The 17,605-nt window shown below is 32.9% G+C and carries 18 protein-coding genes and 2 tRNA genes; 10 read left to right on the top strand and 10 right to left on the bottom strand.

Features of this window, described 5'->3' with window-relative positions; genetic code table 11:
• The first annotated feature begins 113 nt into the window (after positions 1–113).
• The 4 genes from mutS to IW18_RS10825 all read left to right on the top strand — a co-directional run bounded on the left by mutS (position 114) and on the right by IW18_RS10825 (position 3,561).
• Positions 114–2,720: a DNA mismatch repair protein MutS gene (mutS, locus tag IW18_RS10840; RefSeq protein ID WP_041517755.1), complete on the top strand. Its 2,607-nt coding sequence runs from the start codon at positions 114–116 to the stop codon at positions 2,718–2,720.
• A 161-nt stretch (positions 2,721–2,881) separates the two neighbouring features.
• A tRNA-Gly gene (locus tag IW18_RS10835) sits at positions 2,882–2,954 on the top strand.
• Between the two features lie 14 nt (positions 2,955–2,968).
• Positions 2,969–3,054, top strand: a tRNA-Leu gene (locus IW18_RS10830).
• A gap of 123 nt (positions 3,055–3,177) precedes the next feature.
• Complete coding sequence (locus IW18_RS10825; protein WP_041517586.1) at positions 3,178–3,561, top strand: hypothetical protein; 384 nt, start codon at positions 3,178–3,180, stop codon at positions 3,559–3,561.
• A 117-nt stretch (positions 3,562–3,678) separates the two neighbouring features.
• Here the strand turns inward: IW18_RS10825 and IW18_RS10820 are convergent, their stop codons facing one another.
• Positions 3,679–3,891 (bottom strand): PG1828 family lipoprotein, encoded by a 213-nt coding sequence (locus IW18_RS10820; protein ID WP_041517585.1) that lies wholly within the window; start codon positions 3,889–3,891, stop codon positions 3,679–3,681.
• Positions 3,892–4,239: 348 nt separating this feature from the next.
• Positions 4,240–5,469, bottom strand: a complete 1,230-nt coding sequence (locus tag IW18_RS10815; protein WP_041517584.1) for a 3-deoxy-D-manno-octulosonic acid transferase — start codon at positions 5,467–5,469, stop codon at positions 4,240–4,242.
• Positions 5,470–5,604: 135 nt separating this feature from the next.
• Between IW18_RS10815 and IW18_RS10810 the strand changes: the two genes are divergently transcribed.
• The 4 genes from IW18_RS10810 (at position 5,605) to IW18_RS10795 (ending at position 8,580) form a co-directional block, all read left to right on the top strand.
• Positions 5,605–6,738 (top strand): DegT/DnrJ/EryC1/StrS family aminotransferase, encoded by a 1,134-nt coding sequence (locus tag IW18_RS10810; protein ID WP_041517583.1) that lies wholly within the window; start codon positions 5,605–5,607, stop codon positions 6,736–6,738.
• Between the two features lie 3 nt (positions 6,739–6,741).
• The gene (locus tag IW18_RS10805; RefSeq protein ID WP_041517582.1) at positions 6,742–7,182 is read left to right on the top strand and encodes a nuclear transport factor 2 family protein; all 441 of its coding nucleotides are present in this window, start codon (positions 6,742–6,744) and stop codon (positions 7,180–7,182) included.
• An 11-nt stretch (positions 7,183–7,193) separates the two neighbouring features.
• Positions 7,194–8,207, top strand: coding sequence for a UDP-glucose 4-epimerase GalE (gene galE / locus IW18_RS10800; RefSeq protein ID WP_041517581.1), 1,014 nt, complete (start codon positions 7,194–7,196; stop codon positions 8,205–8,207).
• A 163-nt stretch (positions 8,208–8,370) separates the two neighbouring features.
• Complete coding sequence (locus IW18_RS10795) at positions 8,371–8,580, top strand: hypothetical protein (RefSeq protein WP_041517580.1); 210 nt, start codon at positions 8,371–8,373, stop codon at positions 8,578–8,580.
• A 50-nt stretch (positions 8,581–8,630) separates the two neighbouring features.
• Here the strand turns inward: IW18_RS10795 and IW18_RS10790 are convergent, their stop codons facing one another.
• The 3 genes from IW18_RS10790 to IW18_RS10780 all read right to left on the bottom strand — a co-directional run bounded on the left by IW18_RS10790 (position 8,631) and on the right by IW18_RS10780 (position 10,346).
• On the bottom strand, positions 8,631–8,912 hold the full coding sequence (locus IW18_RS10790) for a hypothetical protein (protein ID WP_041517579.1): 282 nt from the start codon (positions 8,910–8,912) through the stop codon (positions 8,631–8,633).
• A 123-nt stretch (positions 8,913–9,035) separates the two neighbouring features.
• Positions 9,036–9,911, bottom strand: coding sequence for an ACP S-malonyltransferase (fabD, locus tag IW18_RS10785; protein ID WP_041517578.1), 876 nt, complete (start codon positions 9,909–9,911; stop codon positions 9,036–9,038).
• A gap of 72 nt (positions 9,912–9,983) precedes the next feature.
• Positions 9,984–10,346 (bottom strand): DUF983 domain-containing protein, encoded by a 363-nt coding sequence (locus IW18_RS10780; protein WP_041517577.1) that lies wholly within the window; start codon positions 10,344–10,346, stop codon positions 9,984–9,986.
• Positions 10,347–10,531: 185 nt separating this feature from the next.
• Between IW18_RS10780 and IW18_RS10775 the strand changes: the two genes are divergently transcribed.
• Positions 10,532–11,395, top strand: coding sequence for a helix-turn-helix domain-containing protein (locus tag IW18_RS10775; RefSeq protein ID WP_041517576.1), 864 nt, complete (start codon positions 10,532–10,534; stop codon positions 11,393–11,395).
• 191 nt (positions 11,396–11,586) lie between these two features.
• On the opposite strand, the gene IW18_RS10770 is transcribed toward IW18_RS10775, so the two are convergent.
• From IW18_RS10770 to IW18_RS10750, 5 genes are all read right to left on the bottom strand, one after another.
• On the bottom strand, positions 11,587–12,120 hold the full coding sequence (locus IW18_RS10770) for a YceI family protein (protein WP_041517575.1): 534 nt from the start codon (positions 12,118–12,120) through the stop codon (positions 11,587–11,589).
• A gap of 231 nt (positions 12,121–12,351) precedes the next feature.
• Positions 12,352–12,588 carry a (4Fe-4S)-binding protein gene (locus IW18_RS10765; RefSeq protein WP_041517574.1) on the bottom strand — a complete coding sequence of 79 codons (237 nt, stop codon included), beginning with the start codon at positions 12,586–12,588 and terminating at the stop codon, positions 12,352–12,354.
• Between the two features lie 171 nt (positions 12,589–12,759).
• Entirely contained in the window at positions 12,760–13,476 is a 717-nt protein-coding gene (locus IW18_RS10760) for a pirin family protein (RefSeq protein ID WP_041517573.1), read from the bottom strand.
• Between the two features lie 419 nt (positions 13,477–13,895).
• The gene (locus IW18_RS10755; RefSeq protein ID WP_041517572.1) at positions 13,896–14,255 is read right to left on the bottom strand and encodes a hypothetical protein; all 360 of its coding nucleotides are present in this window, start codon (positions 14,253–14,255) and stop codon (positions 13,896–13,898) included.
• A 6-nt stretch (positions 14,256–14,261) separates the two neighbouring features.
• A complete protein-coding gene (locus tag IW18_RS10750; protein WP_041517571.1) occupies positions 14,262–15,743 on the bottom strand; it encodes a helix-turn-helix domain-containing protein in 1,482 nt (493 codons plus the stop codon).
• 196 nt (positions 15,744–15,939) lie between these two features.
• On the opposite strand from IW18_RS10750, the gene aceB reads away from it, so the two are divergent.
• The gene (gene aceB / locus IW18_RS10745; RefSeq protein ID WP_041517570.1) at positions 15,940–17,541 is read left to right on the top strand and encodes a malate synthase A; all 1,602 of its coding nucleotides are present in this window, start codon (positions 15,940–15,942) and stop codon (positions 17,539–17,541) included.
• Positions 17,542–17,605: the final 64 nt, after the last annotated feature.

Here is a 17,605-nt window from a genome sequence, read left to right as displayed (position 1 = left end):
CTAATATCTCGACTTAAAAATTACTTAAAATATTTTAATTTTTGAAGCTCTTCTATATGCCGCTAAAATATTATAAATTCGCTGTCACAAAATTTCATTTAAAATACAATAATTTGGCAGCGAAAGAGAAAGTGGTGAAAGAGACACCTTTAATGAAACAGTACAACGAAATCAAGAGAAAATATCCTGATGCATGTTTGCTTTTTAGAGTAGGTGATTTTTACGAAACCTTTGGAGAAGACGCTATTAGGGCTTCAAAAATTCTTGGAATAACTTTAACTAAAAGAGGAGCAGGTTCTGAAACTGAAACCGCTTTGGCAGGTTTTCCGCATCATTCCATCAATACCTATTTGCCAAAATTAGTTAAAGCGGGACTTCGTGTTGCAATTTGCGATCAGCTTGAAGATCCAAAAATGACTAAAACTATTGTAAAACGTGGCGTTACAGAGCTTGTAACTCCGGGCGTTTCTTTAAATGACGAGGTTTTACAATCAAAAACAAACAATTTTTTAGCATCGGTTTATTTTAGTAATAAAAATATAGGAATTTCCTTTTTAGATGTTTCTACAGGAGAGTTTTTAACCGCTCAGGGAAATGCAGAATATATAGATAAATTATTGCAGAATTTTAATCCAAGTGAAGTTCTGGTTCCTAAGAATAACAAGGGAGATTTTAAAGCTGCTTTTGGAGAGGATTTTCATAGTTTTTATTTAGAAGATTGGATCTATAAGGAAGATTATGCTTTAGAAACTTTAACAAAGCATTTTCAAACCGTTTCGCTAAAAGGTTTTGGAATTGAAGAGTTAAAAGAAGGAATCATTGCGTCGGGTGCAATTTTGTATTATTTGTCCGAGACACAACATAATCGCGTTCAGCATATCACAGCAATTCAGCGTATTGCTGAAGATACTTATGTTTGGATGGATCGTTTTACAATTCGTAACTTAGAGTTGTATCATAGTTATAATCCAAATGCAGTTACGCTTTTAGATGTAATTGACAGAACGCTTTCGCCAATGGGAGGACGTTTGTTAAAACGTTGGTTGGCTCTTCCTTTAAAAGATAGTAATAAAATAAAAGGACGTCATGATGTGGTTTCGTATTTGAAATCAGATCCGGACGTACTGCAAAATATTCAGTATCAGATCAAGCAAATTTCAGATTTAGAACGTTTGATTTCGAAAATCGCTGCTGGGAAAGTTTCCCCTCGTGAAATTGTATATTTAAAAGAATCTCTTGACGCTATCATTCCAATAAAAACATTAGCACTACAAAGTCCGCAAGAAGCGGTAAAAGTTATTGGAGATAGTTTGCATTCTTGTGATTTGTTGCGAGAGAAAATCAAAGTGACCCTAAATCAAGATGCGCCGGTTGCAATTGCAAAAGGAAATGCAATTGCCAAAGGGATAAGCGAAGAGCTGGATGATTTGCGTGCTATTTCGACTTCTGGGAAAGAATATCTGGAAGGAATTGAGAAAAGAGAATCAGAGAGAACAGGAATTTCATCTTTAAAAATATCTTTCAATAACGTATTCGGTTATTACATTGAAGTTAGAAATACGCATAAAGACAAAGTACCCACAGAATGGATTCGTAAGCAAACTTTAGTAAATGCAGAGCGTTACATTACTGAAGAATTAAAAGAATACGAAACCAAAATTTTAGGTGCCGAAGAAAAAATTCATAAAATAGAATCAGAGCTTTTTGAACAATTAATTGCCTGGATTGCAACTTATATTAAGCCAGTTCAAATGAATGCTAATTTGGTAGCACAACTAGATTGTTTGTGTTCGTTTACACAATTGGCAATAGAGAATCAATATGTATGTCCTGAAATTGACGAAAGTTTTGAGTTGGAAATAAAAAATGGTAGACACCCGGTAATTGAAAAACAATTACCTGTTGGAACACCTTATATTGCCAATGATGTTTTTTTAGATAGAGATACGCAGCAAATAATAATGATTACGGGGCCCAATATGTCTGGTAAGTCGGCTATTTTAAGGCAAACCGCTTTAATTGTATTATTGGCTCAAATGGGAAGTTTTGTTCCGGCTGATAGTGTTAGAATGGGAATTGTTGATAAAATCTTTACCAGAGTAGGGGCATCGGATAATATTTCGATGGGAGAATCTACTTTTATGGTCGAGATGAATGAGACAGCTTCTATTTTGAATAATATCTCAGATCGTAGTCTGGTATTGTTGGATGAGATTGGAAGAGGAACAAGTACGTATGACGGAATTTCGATTGCTTGGGCTATTGCCGAATTTTTGCATGAACATCCGTCAAAGCCAAAAACCTTATTTGCGACCCATTATCACGAATTGAACGAAATGACGGAATCTTTGCCAAGAATTCAGAATTATAATGTTGCAGTAAAAGAATTAAAAGATACTGTTCTGTTTATTCGTAAGCTGGTAAAAGGTGGAAGTGCACATAGTTTTGGAATTCATGTGGCAAAAATGGCCGGAATGCCTCAAATTGTAATTTTGAAAGCACAGAAGTTATTGAAGAAATTAGAGAAGAATCATTCGAGTGAAGCTTTGAACGGAGTAAAATCTGCTGCGGATGAAATGCAAATGAGTTTCTTTAATTTAGATGATCCTTTGTTAGAAGAAATAAAAGAAGAGATCATGAGTCTTGATATAAACGCGATAACACCAGTCGAAGCACTGATGAAGCTGAATGAAATCAAGCGAATGTTGGTTAAGAAATAAAATCAAAAAAAGTTTCAAGTTTAAAGTTTAGGTTATCAGAAAGTTATAAAATAAGTGTGATTTTTTTTTGAAAAACGCTTGTGTAATTGAATAAATGTCCTAAATTTGCACTCGCAATACACAACAAGTCAGGTGTTGCGGTTCTTACAAGAATTTGAAATGCGAAAATAGCTCAGTTGGTAGAGCGCGACCTTGCCAAGGTCGAGGTCGCGGGTTCGAGCCCCGTTTTTCGCTCAAAGCCATATAATGCTCGGATGGTGAAATTGGTAGACACGCTGGACTTAAAATCCAGTGAACAGCAATGTTCGTGCGGGTTCAAGTCCCGCTCTGAGTACTAAAGCCTCTTCTTTTGAAGAGGCTTTTTTTATTGTGTAAACTCGCGCAGCTCAAAATAAATGAACGAAGTAAATTTATTTTGGAGAATCTAAGATCAGTAATTTAAAATCTAAAATAATAAATGGGTGCTTTTGTAATCAGTAAGCGGTTTAATGATGAATACAAGTTTGTGTTTACTTCCAGAAAAGGGAAAGTGATATTTACGAGTTTGAGTTATGAATTGAAGTTCGAAGGTGAGGAGGATATTGAGAGGTTTAAGGCGAATATAGATCAGGCTAAGTTTTTGAAGTTTAAAGGTTCTGGAGGGAAGTATTTCTTTAAATTGATGTTGGGCGAGGTTCATTTTGCAACAAGTCGTAAATACACCACGGAATTGCTTTTGCAAAAGGGAATAAAGGAAATTGTAACGTATGGTTCGAGATCTGAAATTTTGGACTTCTCATCGAGTGAATCGATTTTTGAAGATGAGTTGATTGAGGAAGAAGTTGGGGAAGAGATAGAGTAATAAAAAAAAGCGATCACAATGTGATCGCTTTTTTTATGCTTAAGATTAATTTTAAAATTAATCACAAAAAAAACCATCTCAAGGATGGTTTTAAAATTTTTAGAAACTAGGTTCTAATTATTTTTTTACTTCTTCTACTTTAGCAGCAGCAGAATCAACTTTAGCAGCAGCAGAATCAACAGTTGCAGCAGCAGAATCAACTACAGCAGCAGCAGAATCAACAGCAACAGCAGTAGAATCTACAGCTTCAGTAGCTGCAGCGTCAGCTTTTTTACAAGATACAACAGTTAAAACAGCAACAACAGCTAAACTTAAAAATACTTTTTTCATCTTACTTTATTATAAAAGGTTAATTATTAATTCGTGGCAAAGATATAAATTTTTTAATATGTAAAATATTTTTTTATTTTTTTTTTAAAATATTTTCATTGCTCACGATTATCTTAGTTATCAAAGAATATGCCAAAATAAGAAAAATATATGGTATTATCGTATATTTTAAATAAATTATTTTTCGTTGAATATTCAATAAGAGAATTAGCTGTTTTGATTCTCTTATTTGTGGTTTGTATTGCTTTTGATTGATTATTTAATAAAATCAGAAAAGCAAAAAGAGCTCGTTTGAGCTCTTTTGTTCATTGTAAGACAGATATATTTGATGTCAATTGTGTGAAATGTTTATGGGATAACGCTCATAATGCTATTTGTAGCGCCCTTATTCTCTTGGATATAAGTCTTGCAGATGCGGCTTTTTTCTTCAAGGAAGCCTTTATCTGTGAGTAATCGGTCTAGATTCTGTTTTAAATCAATATTATTGGTGATTACAATACATCCGCCAAGTGAAACCAGCTGAACTGCTTCGGCAAAATTAGAGTAGTTAGGTCCAATCACAATTGGAATTCCAAATGTTGCAGGTTCTAGGATATTGTGAATTCCCGGGTTTCCAAAACCGCCTCCAACGTAAGCGATAGTTCCGTAGCTGTAAATTTTGGTCAATAACCCAACCGTGTCTATAATAAATACGTTGTATTTTGATAAGTCTTGATTCTCTTTTTCTGAAAACAAAACTGTAGGCTTTGTAATTTGGATTTTAAGACTAGCAATTTGATCTGCTTTAATATTGTGTGGAGCAATAATAAACTTTACATTATCGGGTGCTTCATTAATATATTCAGCTAAGAGCGCTTCGTCTTTTGGCCAGGAACTGCCTATAACTATAGTAGGACAGTTGTTTTTAAATTTTTCGATAAAATCAAGATTATTATCTCTTTCTAAAATTGCATTTACGCGATCAAAACGAGTGTCGCCGGACACAACTACATTATGAAATCCAATAGCTTCGATTTTTTCTTTAGAGCTTTCGTTTTGAACAAAAAAGAAAGTGAAAGCTTTTAGCGCTTTTCTGTAAAAACCGCCATACCATTTAAAGAACATTTGATTTTCTCTAAAAATTCCCGAAATTAAATAAGTAGGTGTTTTACTTTTTTCAAGCTCCCTTAAATAGTTAAGCCAAAATTCGTATTTGATGAAAAACACCAGATCAGGATGCGTTAGTTTTAAAAACTTTTTCGCATTGCTTTTGGTGTCTAACGGTAGGTAGATTGTAACATCGGCAACTGTATTGTTTTTGCGTACTTCGTAACCGGAAGGAGAGAAAAAAGTAACAATGATTTTGTGGGAAGGATATCTTTCTTTGATTTTTTCGATAACTGGTAAGCCTTGCTCATACTCACCAAGAGATGCCGAATGAAACCAAATAGTTTTATCTGTTGGTTTTATTTTTTCTTCCAAAATTGCAAAAACATTTTTTCGGCCTTCAGTAAAAAGCTTAATTTTCGGACTAAAAAGTGCTACAATTTTCAGAAAAAACCCTGCGATAGAAATAACTAAATTATATAGAAAAAGCATCTGTTTATTTTTGTGGCTAAATTACGTTTCTTTCGATTATTTTCATTGGTTTGAAGGTATTAATAACTATTTTTGTTCCTCCTTTTAGAGATTCTTGTTTCAAAACAAGTCTTTAATTTTAAAAATATATTGAAAATGAAAAAAATTCAAATGGTTGACTTAAAAAGTCAATACGAAAAAATAAAAACTACAGTTGATACTTCAATTCAAGAAGTTTTAGATACAAATACTTATATAAACGGACCGTTAGTTCATCAATTTCAAAAAAGCCTTGAAGATTATTTAGGAGCAAAACATGTAATTCCTTGTGCAAACGGGACAGATGCTTTGCAAATTGCAATGATGGGATTGGATTTAAAACCAGGCGATGAGGTTATTACTGCCGATTTTACTTTTGCAGCAACTGTTGAGGTTATTGCTTTATTACAATTGACGCCAGTTTTGGTTGATGTTGATATGGTTAATATGAATATTGATATCGAGGCGATAAAAAAAGCAATTACACCAAAAACAAAGGCAATTGTTCCTGTACATTTATTTGGTCGTGCTGCAAATATGGATGCAATTATGGAAATTGCAGCAGAGCATAATTTGTATGTAATCGAGGATAACGCACAAGCAATTGGGGCTGACTATATTTCTAAATCGGGAATAAAAACTAAAGTTGGAGTTATTGGTCACGTTGCAGCAACTTCATTCTTTCCATCTAAAAACTTAGGATGTTATGGAGATGGTGGAGCGATTTTTACAAACGATGATAAATTAGCACACATTATTCGTGGAATTGTAAACCACGGAATGTACGAGCGTTACCATCACGATGTTGTGGGAGTTAATTCGCGCTTGGATAGTATTCAGGCTGGAGTTTTAAATGCAAAATTGCCACTTTTGGACGAGTATAATACGGCGCGTCGTTTGGCCGCTACAAAATACAATGCAGCTTTTGCAGGAAACGCACATATTATTACACCAGACTTTGATGCAAACGAAAATGATCACGTTTTTCACCAATATGTATTGCGAATTATAGATGCAGATCGTGATGCTTTAATGCAACATTTATTAGACAAGGCGATTCCTTGTGCGATTTATTATCCAATTCCGTTGCACTCACAAAAAGCATATGTTGATACTCGTTATAAAGAAGAGCAATTTCCTGTAACAAATCAATTGGTAAAAGAAGTAATTGCTTTGCCAATGCATACAGAGCTTGACGATGAGCAAATTAAATTTATTACAGATTCTGTTTTAGAATTTCTAAACAAATAAATTATGAAGAAGCTTTGTGTTTTAATTTTGTTGATTTTTACTCAAATTTCGGTTTTTGCTCAAAAATCAAATTCGAAAGTTGAAACCGCCGTTAGTAATCGTGTTGAAGGTTTGCGTAAAGCAATGATCGATGCTGATGGAGAAAAATTAAAAGCACTAACTTCTGAAAAATTGAGTTATGTCCATTCAAATGGTAATTTTCAAAATCAAGCGGAATTTATCGACGGAATTGTAAGCGGAAAATCTGATTTTGTAACCATTGAGTTTGAAAATCAAACCATAACAATTCAGGATAATGTGGCAATCGTTCGGCATATTTTATCTGCGCATACTAAAGATGATGGTGTTGATCGAGATATTAAAATAGGAATAATGCTAGTTTGGCAAAAACAAAAGAATAACTGGATTCTGATTGCCAGACAAGCTTACAAATTAACTACATAAACAACCACAAAATGAAAGTATTAGTAACAGGAGGATTAGGTTTTATTGGTTCTCACACCGTAGTCGAATTGCAAAATGAAGGCTTTGAAGTTGTGATAATTGATAATCTTTCAAATTCTTCAGAAGATGTTTTAAAAGGAATTACGGCAATTACTGGAAAAGAGCCTTTATTCGAAAAGTTAGATTTAAGAGAAAAAGCATTAGTTCAGGATTTCTTTAAAAAACACAGCGATGTTACAGGAGTAATTCATTTTGCAGCTTCAAAAGCAGTTGGAGAAAGTGTAGAAAAACCTTTATTGTACTACGAAAACAACATTACTACTTTAGTATATCTTTTGGAGGAATTACAGCAAAAGCCAGAAGCTAGTTTTATTTTTAGCTCGTCTTGTACAGTTTACGGTCAAGCCGAAAAAATGCCAATTACAGAAGATGCTCCAGTTCAACAGCCAATGTCTCCTTATGGAAATACAAAGAAAATAGGAGAAGAAATTATTATTGATACCGCTAAAGCGACAAATATTAATGCGATTTTGCTGCGTTATTTTAATCCGGTTGGAGCGCATCCAACAAATGAAATTGGAGAATTGCCAATGGGAGTTCCTCAAAATTTAGTTCCTTTTATTACACAAACAGGAGTAGGATTACGAAAAGAGTTATCAGTTTTTGGAGATGATTATCCAACTCCAGACGGAACAGCTGTTCGTGATTATATTCATGTAGTAGATTTGGCAAAAGCACACGTTATTGCATTACAGCGTTTATTAAATAAAAAGAATTTAGCAAAAGTAGAAACCTTTAATTTAGGTACAGGAAAAGGAAGTTCAGTTCTTGAAGTAATTAATAGTTTCGAAAAAGTAAGCGATAAAAAATTACCATATGTAATTAAACCACGTCGTGAAGGAGATATTACCGAAGCTTATGCTAATACTGATAAAGCCAATAATGTTTTAGGTTGGAAAGCAGAATTAAACTTAGATGAAGCAATGGAAAGTGCTTGGAAATGGGAACAGAAGATTCGTTCTTAATTTAGTATTCAGTCTCAGTCACAGTTTTCGGTAGAGACGCGCAGCAGTGCGTCTAACATTTGAAATAGAATCCCAATTAATCTGAAATGATTATTTGGGATTTTTTATTTAGGGTTGATTTATTTTTATAAATTTGTAAGATAAAACTTGTTTAATCGTAGATATGGAAAAAGTAGATAAAATGAATACTTTTGATTTTGACGCAGAGTTTGCAAAAGGATTTACTTTAGAAGAAGCGAAAGCTGAGTCGAAGAGAAGAATTAGGGAATGGTGGGTAGATGATTTTGATGCTGAATTTGCAAAAGGTTTAACTCCTGAAGAATTTAAGAACGAAATGTCTAAAAGAATAAAAGCTTATCCTTGGAAAAAGTAAATATAAATAGGCTAGGAGAAAAAAATATTGAAATCTACTTTGGTAAAACTCTAAGCAATTATAGGAAAGGATAATTTGATAAAATTTTCTACGGCTCGTTTTAGTTTTTTATCCTCAATGAGATTGTAGTAAATTTGATGTTTACCATTCTTAAATTTTTTCAACCTTAAAACGATCTCATTTGCAAAATCATCAAATTCATTTTCTATTAAATACTTAAGTGCAGTTTTAAAGTGCTTAAGTTCATCCAAATGAATTTCATGTAAAAATTTTTTAGTTTTACTTTTGTTTTCTATAGAAGTTAAATTGTACATTTTTAAAATACATTTCATTTTGTATGTTTTTAAACACGAATTATAAATATAAAAAATCCTCACAAATAATCTATTTATGAGGATTTTTTATATTTATAGTTTTTAACTGAAAACTGCGACTGAAAACTGAATACTTAAAAATTAAGCATTCGCAGTAACAGCTTCTTTATCGATTTTATTAATCAAACCAGCTAATACTTTTCCTGGACCAACTTCAGTAAACAAAGTAGCACCGTCGGCGATCATTTGTTGTACAGATTGAGTCCATTTTACTGGAGCAGTCAATTGAATAATTAAGTTCTTTTTGATTTCGTTTGCATCAGAAACAGCACTTGCTGTAACATTTTGATACACTGGACAAATTGGGGCAGAGAATGTAGTTGCTTCAATTGCAGCAGCTAATTCTTCTCTCGCTGGTTCCATCATTGGTGAGTGAAAAGCTCCTCCAACAGGTAAAATTAAAGCGCGTTTTGCTCCGGCAGCTTTCATAGCTTCACAAGCTTTTTCAACAGCAGTAGTTTCGCCGGAAATTACCAATTGTCCTGGGCAGTTGTAGTTTGCAGCAACAACAATTCCGTCAATAGAAGCGCAAACTTCCTCCACAATATTATCAGCTAAACCTAAAACTGCAGCCATTGTAGATGGAGTAATTTCGCATGCTTTTTGCATAGCAAGAGCACGTTGAGAAACTAATTTAAGACCATCTTCAAAAGATAAAGTTCCGTTGGCAACCAATGCAGAGAATTCTCCTAAAGAATGTCCTGCAACCATTTCTGGTTTAAAATCTTCACCTAAAGTTTTAGCTAAAATAACCGAGTGTAAAAAAACAGCTGGTTGCGTAACTTTAGTTTCTTTTAGTTCTTCGGCAGTACCTTCAAACATAATATCAGTAATTCTAAAACCTAAAATTTCATTAGCTTTTTCGAATAATTCTTTGGCTAAAGCCGATGATTCATATAAGTCTTTGCCCATTCCTGTAAATTGTGCGCCTTGACCTGGAAATACGTATGCTTTCATTTGTCTAATTTAATTTTTATTTTTTTTGAAATTGAAAATTAGCTTCAATTGGAAAGCAAAAATAGCATTTTTTTATTTCGTATAATCCTTAAACATGTAAATCCATGCTAATCTTGAAAATCGGAGATTAAAAGAAGTTAGTAAGGTAATGACAACAGCAATGATTGGGATGATTCTTAAATCAAAATTTTTCTCAAAGAAAAACTGAGCAATACAATACGTTGCAATTCCTTGAGCGACTGTTAATCCGTAGTTTACATACATGGCGCCAAAAAAATAACCAGGCTCTTTCTGGAACTTATAATTACAATGACTACAATATTCATTCATTTTTGGTAAGCCAAAATTCAAAAAAATATTTTTGTCTTTAAAAACTTTTCCTTTATGACAAATAGGACATTCGTTGCTTAAAATATGAGTTAATGCACTTGACATGATCTTGTTAATTTTTATTTATACAAAGGTAATTCAGAGACTTATAAAAGCCTTTTTTATATCTTCGCTACTTATAGCACAATAAAGACATTTATTATGACATCGCCTACCCTAAATAACTTTGTAAACGAAAAACGTGATTGGGCGATCGCATATATGACCAATAAAAAATAAATTCTACATATATGAAAAAGTACCCGGTTTATAGTGTTCAGAATTTTAGTTGCAATGATATTCATCGTGATTTTTATGTAAACACATTTAAAGAGCATTTAAAAGATCATAGTTTTGTCGAAGAACCACATCGACATGATTCGTATTTAATGGTGTTTTTTACAAAAGGCTCGGGGCAGCACGAAGTAGATTTTGATCAATTCGAAATTAAAAAAGGAAGTTTATTTGTTTTGCAACCCGGACAAATGCATCACTGGAGTTTATCGGAAGATATAGAAGGTTTTGTAATTATTTTTTCGCAAGAATTGTATAATTTATATTTCGGACAAAAAAACATCAATGAATATAATTTTTATCATTCGATTCTTAACAGACCGGAAATGGTTTTTGAAGAAAAAGAAATCCCAAAAATCCAACCTTATTTTGATTTGTTAATTTATGAAAGTAGTCATGAAAATAAATATCAACTCGACAAAATGTTGAATTTACTGGATTGTATTCACATCGAAATTGCGCGTAAATACAACGAAACCTATTCGCATCAAACACATTCTTATAATATTAAAATAGATAAGTTTGAAATGCTTTTGGAGCAATATTTTAAGCAAGAAAAATTACCATCATTTTATGCAGAAAAGCTGAATATTACTTTAAAACATTTAAACCGAATCTGTAATGAAATTTTACAAAAAACAGCTACAGAAGTCATTACAGATAGAGTGATTCTTGAAATAAAAAGAATGTTAATCGACAAACAATTAGCAGTAAACGAAGTAGCTTTTAAAGTAGGATACGAAGATTATTCGTATTTCTCCAGATTCTTTAAAAAACAAACCGGAATGTCACCAACAGAATTTCGAAATACTGTGCGTTGATTTTTAGTCATAAATTATACGAATTCCCACTAAGTTTTTCTTTTAAAGCCGAAATTTTCCCACAGATCTGGAGGATTTTCACAGATTAAAAATCCAAATAATCTTTTTAATCTGTGGTAAACCAAAAAAAATCCCGCACTTGAAAAGTACAGGATTTTATAACCAACCAAATTAAATCTATTCTTAATGAATTAAGCTTGTTTTGCAAATTGTAATTCAATGTTTAAACGAACTTCTTCGCCTACTAAAACACCTCCAGTTTCAAGAGCAGAGTTCCAGTTTAATCCCCAGTCTTTACGATTAATTTTTCCTTCAATGCTTAAGCCTACTTTTGTATTTCCCCAAGGATCAGTCATGATTCCGCTAAATTCAACAGGAAATTTTACTGGTTTTGATACGTCTTTTATTTTTAAATCTCCAGTTAATTCATATGCTCCGTCGTTGATTTTTTTGAATGAAGAACCTTTGAAAGATAATTTCGGATGATTTTCTGCATCAAAAAAATCGCCGCTTCTTAAGTGACCATCTCTATCTGCATTTGCAGTGTCGATAGAAGCGATATCGCCAGAAAATTCGATAGCTGCATTTTCGAAGTTATCTCCGTCTGTAGTAATTGTTGCGTCGTAAGTTCCAAATTTACCTGAAACATTTGTAAACATCATGTGTTTAACTTTAAAACCAATTTCTGAATGTGTTGGGTCAATTGACCATTTTGTAGTTGACATAGTTTTTATTTTTTAAATATTAATTTCATTTTGATAGGACAAAGTTACGTCTGTAGTATTCGAAACACACTTAACCTAGATTAAGAAATAAAAAGAGGTGATAATTTAAGGAGATTTATTTTTTGCCACAGATTAAGATGATTCTCACTGATTAGTATCTTTATAATGCAGAAAAAATCTTTTTAATCATCTTAATCTGTGGCAAAAAATAAACAATCATTGTTTAGCTTTTTAAACCTTGCTTTTATTGTTTAAAAAATAACTCAGCGCCCCGGAAGGGCATTTTTTTACCGTTTCTATGATTTTTTCAGTTGAAGAAGCGTCTGGTAAAATCCATGGTTTTTCTTTTGGGTGAAAAACATCAGGATTATTTTTTACGCAATTGGCAGAATGTATGCATTTTCCGGATTGCCAAACAATAGTTACTTCGCCGTTTGTATATTCTTTAGTTAAGCTGTTTGGATTCATGGTGAAAATTTTAAATGGTTAGTTTTGAGTGAATTAAAAACCTATTTTCATCTATAAAAATACATTTTCTTTTTGAGTTTTGATGAAATTCAGGCAAAAAAAGAAACGATAATAAGCTGAAAGTCAGCTTAAATATCGTTTCTAAAAAAAATATTAATTGTAATCTATGAATTAATAGTTCATCGGAATATCCATCAATAAAAATTCAGCATCAGTATTTGCTTTAATGTTTATGATATCTGTTCCAGAAATTCCAACAGCGTCACGAGTGTTTAATTCTTGCCCGTTTATTGTTACGTTTCCTTTTAAAATGAAAGCGTAAACTCCATTTCCTTCTTTTTTAATTTTGTATTCAGTAGATACTCCTGCATCAAAATTCCCCATATTAAACCAAGCATCTTGATGAATCCAAACGCCGTCATCGTCAGCATTTGGAGATAAAACTTGAGCCAATTTATTGTGTCTGTCTTCAACGTTTAAAGTGATTTGTTGGTAACGAGGAGTTACATTTCTTTTGTTAGGAAATAACCAGATTTGCAATAATTTAGTTTGTTGATCTGCATTTGGGTTAAACTCACTATGCTGAATTCCTGTTCCTGCACTCATTACCTGAATGTCTCCATTCTTGATCACTTCAGTATTTCCCATACTGTCTTTGTGAGCCAAATCGCCTTCTAGTGGAATCGTAATAATTTCCATATTATCGTGTGGATGCGTTCCAAAACCCATTCCGCCCGCAATTGTGTCGTCGTTTAAAACACGAAGTGCCCCAAACTGAATTCTATCTGGGTTATACCAGCTCGCGAAACTAAAACTATGATAAGCGTTAAGCCATCCGTGATTTGCATTTCCTCTAGTTTCTGCTTTGTGTAATACTATATTTTCCATGATGATATGTGTTTTGTTATTTTTGTAGTACAAAGATACTATCAAGGTCAAGGAAACACACTTAACCTAGATTAAGAAGTTTTTTTGAGAGGTTCAAAGGTTCAAAGTTGCAGAGGTTCAAAGGTTTTTATATAGGGTAGGTATATGTTTTGTCATCTCGACGAAGGAGAGATCACACTAGAAGCTCGACAAAGATTGGCGATTATAGTATCGGAATTTCTGTTGTGATCTCTCCTTCGTCGAGATGACAAGATTACTATAAGTTATGTTTTGAGTAGCCATACAGTTTGTCATTCCGAGGAACGAGGAATCTCCGTAAGTAGCTCCGCATATTATATCTCCAATCTTTGTCAAGTTTCTTGCGGAGATTCCTCGTTCCTCGGAATGACAATAGTAGGTGATAAAAGGAAAAGAATAAACTATTTAATCTTAATCAATTTTCCTTTTCCAACCACTTCATCAAGATAATTCGCAGAAGAACTTTGTTTATCATGCATGTAAAATAAAATAGTATCTTTTCCGATTTGATCTTTATGAATACTTATAATCAAATCAGTATTAATGAAATTATCCAGTACTATTACATTGCCATAAGATACTTTCCCTTTTGGTAGGTACTTATTATCAAAAGCAAAAACACTATCGTTAAATGTGATTTTATCTTTTAAGATATACGAATTATTATCTTCTATTAAATAATTATAACGGCCAGTAAGTTTGTCAGTTTTCTGGTTTAAGTTGATAAAAAGCAAAGTAATTATTAAGGCAAAATATTTCATAACGTTTTAACTATATTGATTTATAAACTGCTGCACAACCGCATCCGTATTTTCATGACGTTTTTTCTTTTCAAGTGCAATTGGCGGCGCAGCTCTTTCAAGGCAATCTTTTACATCGCAAGTTTCGCAGGTAACACCAACAATTCGTTTTACGAGAGGTTTTCCCTCGATGAATTTGAATTTCTTTTTCATCGTTGGATTAATTAAAATTCCAACAGAAATACTACGAATATTATCTTTTACAAAAGGATCTTTAGTAGCCGATGAAAATACAAGATACTCATTTCCGCTATGAATATAACTTGAGATTTGAGCATCAAAAAAATGAGGTTTATTTTGTTTAATCGCCTCATCAATGGTTTTTACAGAAACCCATCTTCTGCAGTAATGCTCATTGGTTTCGTTTGCGTGTGGCTCTTGCTGATTTGTAATGTGTAATTCTTTATTAATCTGATAAAAATCTGACCCAACACGATGTGATAATCTTAAAAAGAATAAGTTTTTCAGTTGAAAATCTTTAGGTAATAAATTGGTTAATCTTTGATAAAAAGACTCTGGAGAAACCTCAAAACTTTCGATCAAAGCCACAAATTCTTCCGGATTGGGATTTGCGTTTTCTAAAAAAATATTGATTTTGTCTACTACTAATTTTCTTGGTAATAATAATGCACCGGCAAAATAAGAAGCATAAAAATTGTTCAAAACCTGATCAAAATTTTCAAACTTAATCCAGCTAAAAGTCAGTAATCGATCTGAAATTTTCAAGTAATTATAAGCAATTTCTTTGGCTAAAATAAAAGCTCTTTGTGGAGCATCAATTTCTGTCGAAAGCAATAAAGTTTTGCTTGTTGGAACATAAATCGATCGCAAATCGTCTAGTGCTTCCTGATCTGTAAAGGCGATTTCTTGTATTTTGTATTCGTATTCTTCCTTTAAAATTGCTTCTAATTCTTCAATTGTAATTTTAGAATCTAAATTGATTTGGAAGGATTTCGAAAAAGTAATTACTTTCTCTTCGAGATCTTCAAAATAATTACTGTGTGCTTCCTGATAGGAGCGTAAAGCAGCCAAAAAGAAACTTTCTCGACTTAAGTTATAATGCTGTGCAATTTCGATAATTGTACTAATAAAAGCATTGACTTTTGCCGGAGCATTCGCAATAATATCTATTAAATCTGCTTCCTGAATGCCAAAAAGCTCAAGCGGAATCTCTTTTAAAATTCCTGACTTTAGGATTTCGCCAATCGGAGCGAGATTATTATCAAGTTTTAAAGATACCATTTGGTCATAACTTGTTTCTAAATGCTCACATAGAAGTAAAATTTTATCTGTTTTTGGATATTTTTTTCCCTTTTCAATCTCGTTCAAGTACGATTTTGAGAGATTTGTCAATTTGGCTAAGCCAAAAAGAGAAAGATTTTTTTGTGTTCTAACCTGTTTGAGTTTTAGCCCAAATATCAGCTTTATATAGTCTTTTTCGATATCCATAAATCAAATATAGTCAATTGAAAAATAATCGCCAAAAAATTATTTTTAATATTTAGCGAACGTTCGCTTGTTTTGTAAAAAACTTTTTTCTAATATTGTGGTGTGGAAATTATTAGATATCAGATTGTTATGTTTTAATGTTTTAAAAAGGCATTCACGATTTGGTTCTTATTAATTAAAAATAAAATTTACAGCTATGAAAAACCAATTAGAAATTACCGAAACGGCAATGGAATTTTTAGCCGAAAAGAAGCTTTCTTATCCAAAGATCTGGACAGAAGAAGCGATTGTTTTTATAACCGATTTGCATCGAAAATTCGAATCGCAACGAAAATTGTTATTGTTACAACGTGAACAAAAACAAGCCGCTTTCGATCAGGGCGTCATGCCGGTTTTTATTCCAGAAACTAAAAGTGTCAGAGAAGGTAATTGGACAGCTGGAGAAATTCCAAAAGATTTGCAAGATAGAAGAGTAGAGATTACTGGACCGGTTGATCGTAAAATGATTATCAATGCTTTGAATTCGGGCGCTAAAACATTTATGGCCGATTTTGAAGATAGTACTTCTCCAACCTGGCAAAATTTAATGGACGGTCAGTTGAATTTAATTGATGCAGTAAATAAAATAATTACCTACACTGATTTGGTTAAGCAAAAATCATATCATTTAAATGAAAAGATTGCAACATTAATTGTACGTCCGCGTGGTTTGCATTTGCCCGAAAAGCATATTCTGATTGATGGAAAAGAAGTTTCGGGTTCTTTGGTAGATTTTGGTTTGTATGTTTTTCATAATCATAAAAGACTTTTAGAAAACAGTTCAGGGCCTTATTTCTACATCCCAAAATTAGAGCATTATCTCGAAGCGCGCTGGTGGAATAATGTAATTGATTTTACTGAAGATTATTTGAAGTTAGAAAGAGGAACTATAAAAGTGACGGTTTTAATTGAAACCATTACGGCGAGTTTTCAGTTAGATGAAATTATCTACGAATTAAAAGAACATATCGTAGGGTTGAATTGCGGACGTTGGGATTATATTTTCTCATACATCAAGAAATTTAGAAAAAATCCAAAATTCATAGTTCCAGATCGCGATCAGGTAAATATGACCTCGCCTTTTATGAATGCATATTCGAATTTGGTAATTCAGAGATGTCACAAACGTGGAATTCATGCGATTGGCGGAATGGCAGCGCAAATTCCAATTAGAAATAATGAAGAGGCCAATGCAGTCGCTTTTGCAAAAGTAAGAACAGATAAAGAACGTGAAGTTCGAAACGGTCACGATGGAACCTGGGTTGCACATCCGGATTTGGTTGCAATTGCAAAAGAGATTTTTGATAAAGGAATGCCAACTCCAAACCAAATTCATATAAAAAGAGAACATCAAAAAATTACAGAAGCAGATCTAATTGAACCACCAATTGGAATCATCACTGAAAATGGTGTTCGAAAAAATATAAACGTAGGAGTTTTATATCTGGCTTCATGGCTAAACGGACAAGGTGCAGCGGCTTTGCATAATTTAATGGAAGATGCTGCAACGGCCGAAATTTCGAGATCACAATTGTGGCAATGGCTTCAGAATAAAGTGGTTTTGGATAATGGAAGAAAATTAGATCTGGCGTATTATCACGAATTGGCTTTGGATGAATTTAGAAAAATCAAAGAAGAATTGGGTGAAGAAAATCACGAAAAACGTCAATTTCCTTTAGCCGAAAAAGTACTGGAAAGATTAGTTGTAAATACTGATTTTGTTGATTTCTTGACAATTCCGTGTTACAAATATTTATAATAAAAATCCGCTTAATCTGCCAAATCTGCGAGCGAATAATTTTTCACGCAGATTATGCAGATCA

Origin of the sequence: Flavobacterium hibernum (assembly GCF_000832125.1) — a bacterium.
Taxonomy (GTDB): domain Bacteria; phylum Bacteroidota; class Bacteroidia; order Flavobacteriales; family Flavobacteriaceae; genus Flavobacterium; species Flavobacterium hibernum.
The sequence above is the reverse complement of the archived record's forward strand: the minus strand, read 5'-3'. Positions and strand labels throughout refer to the sequence as shown.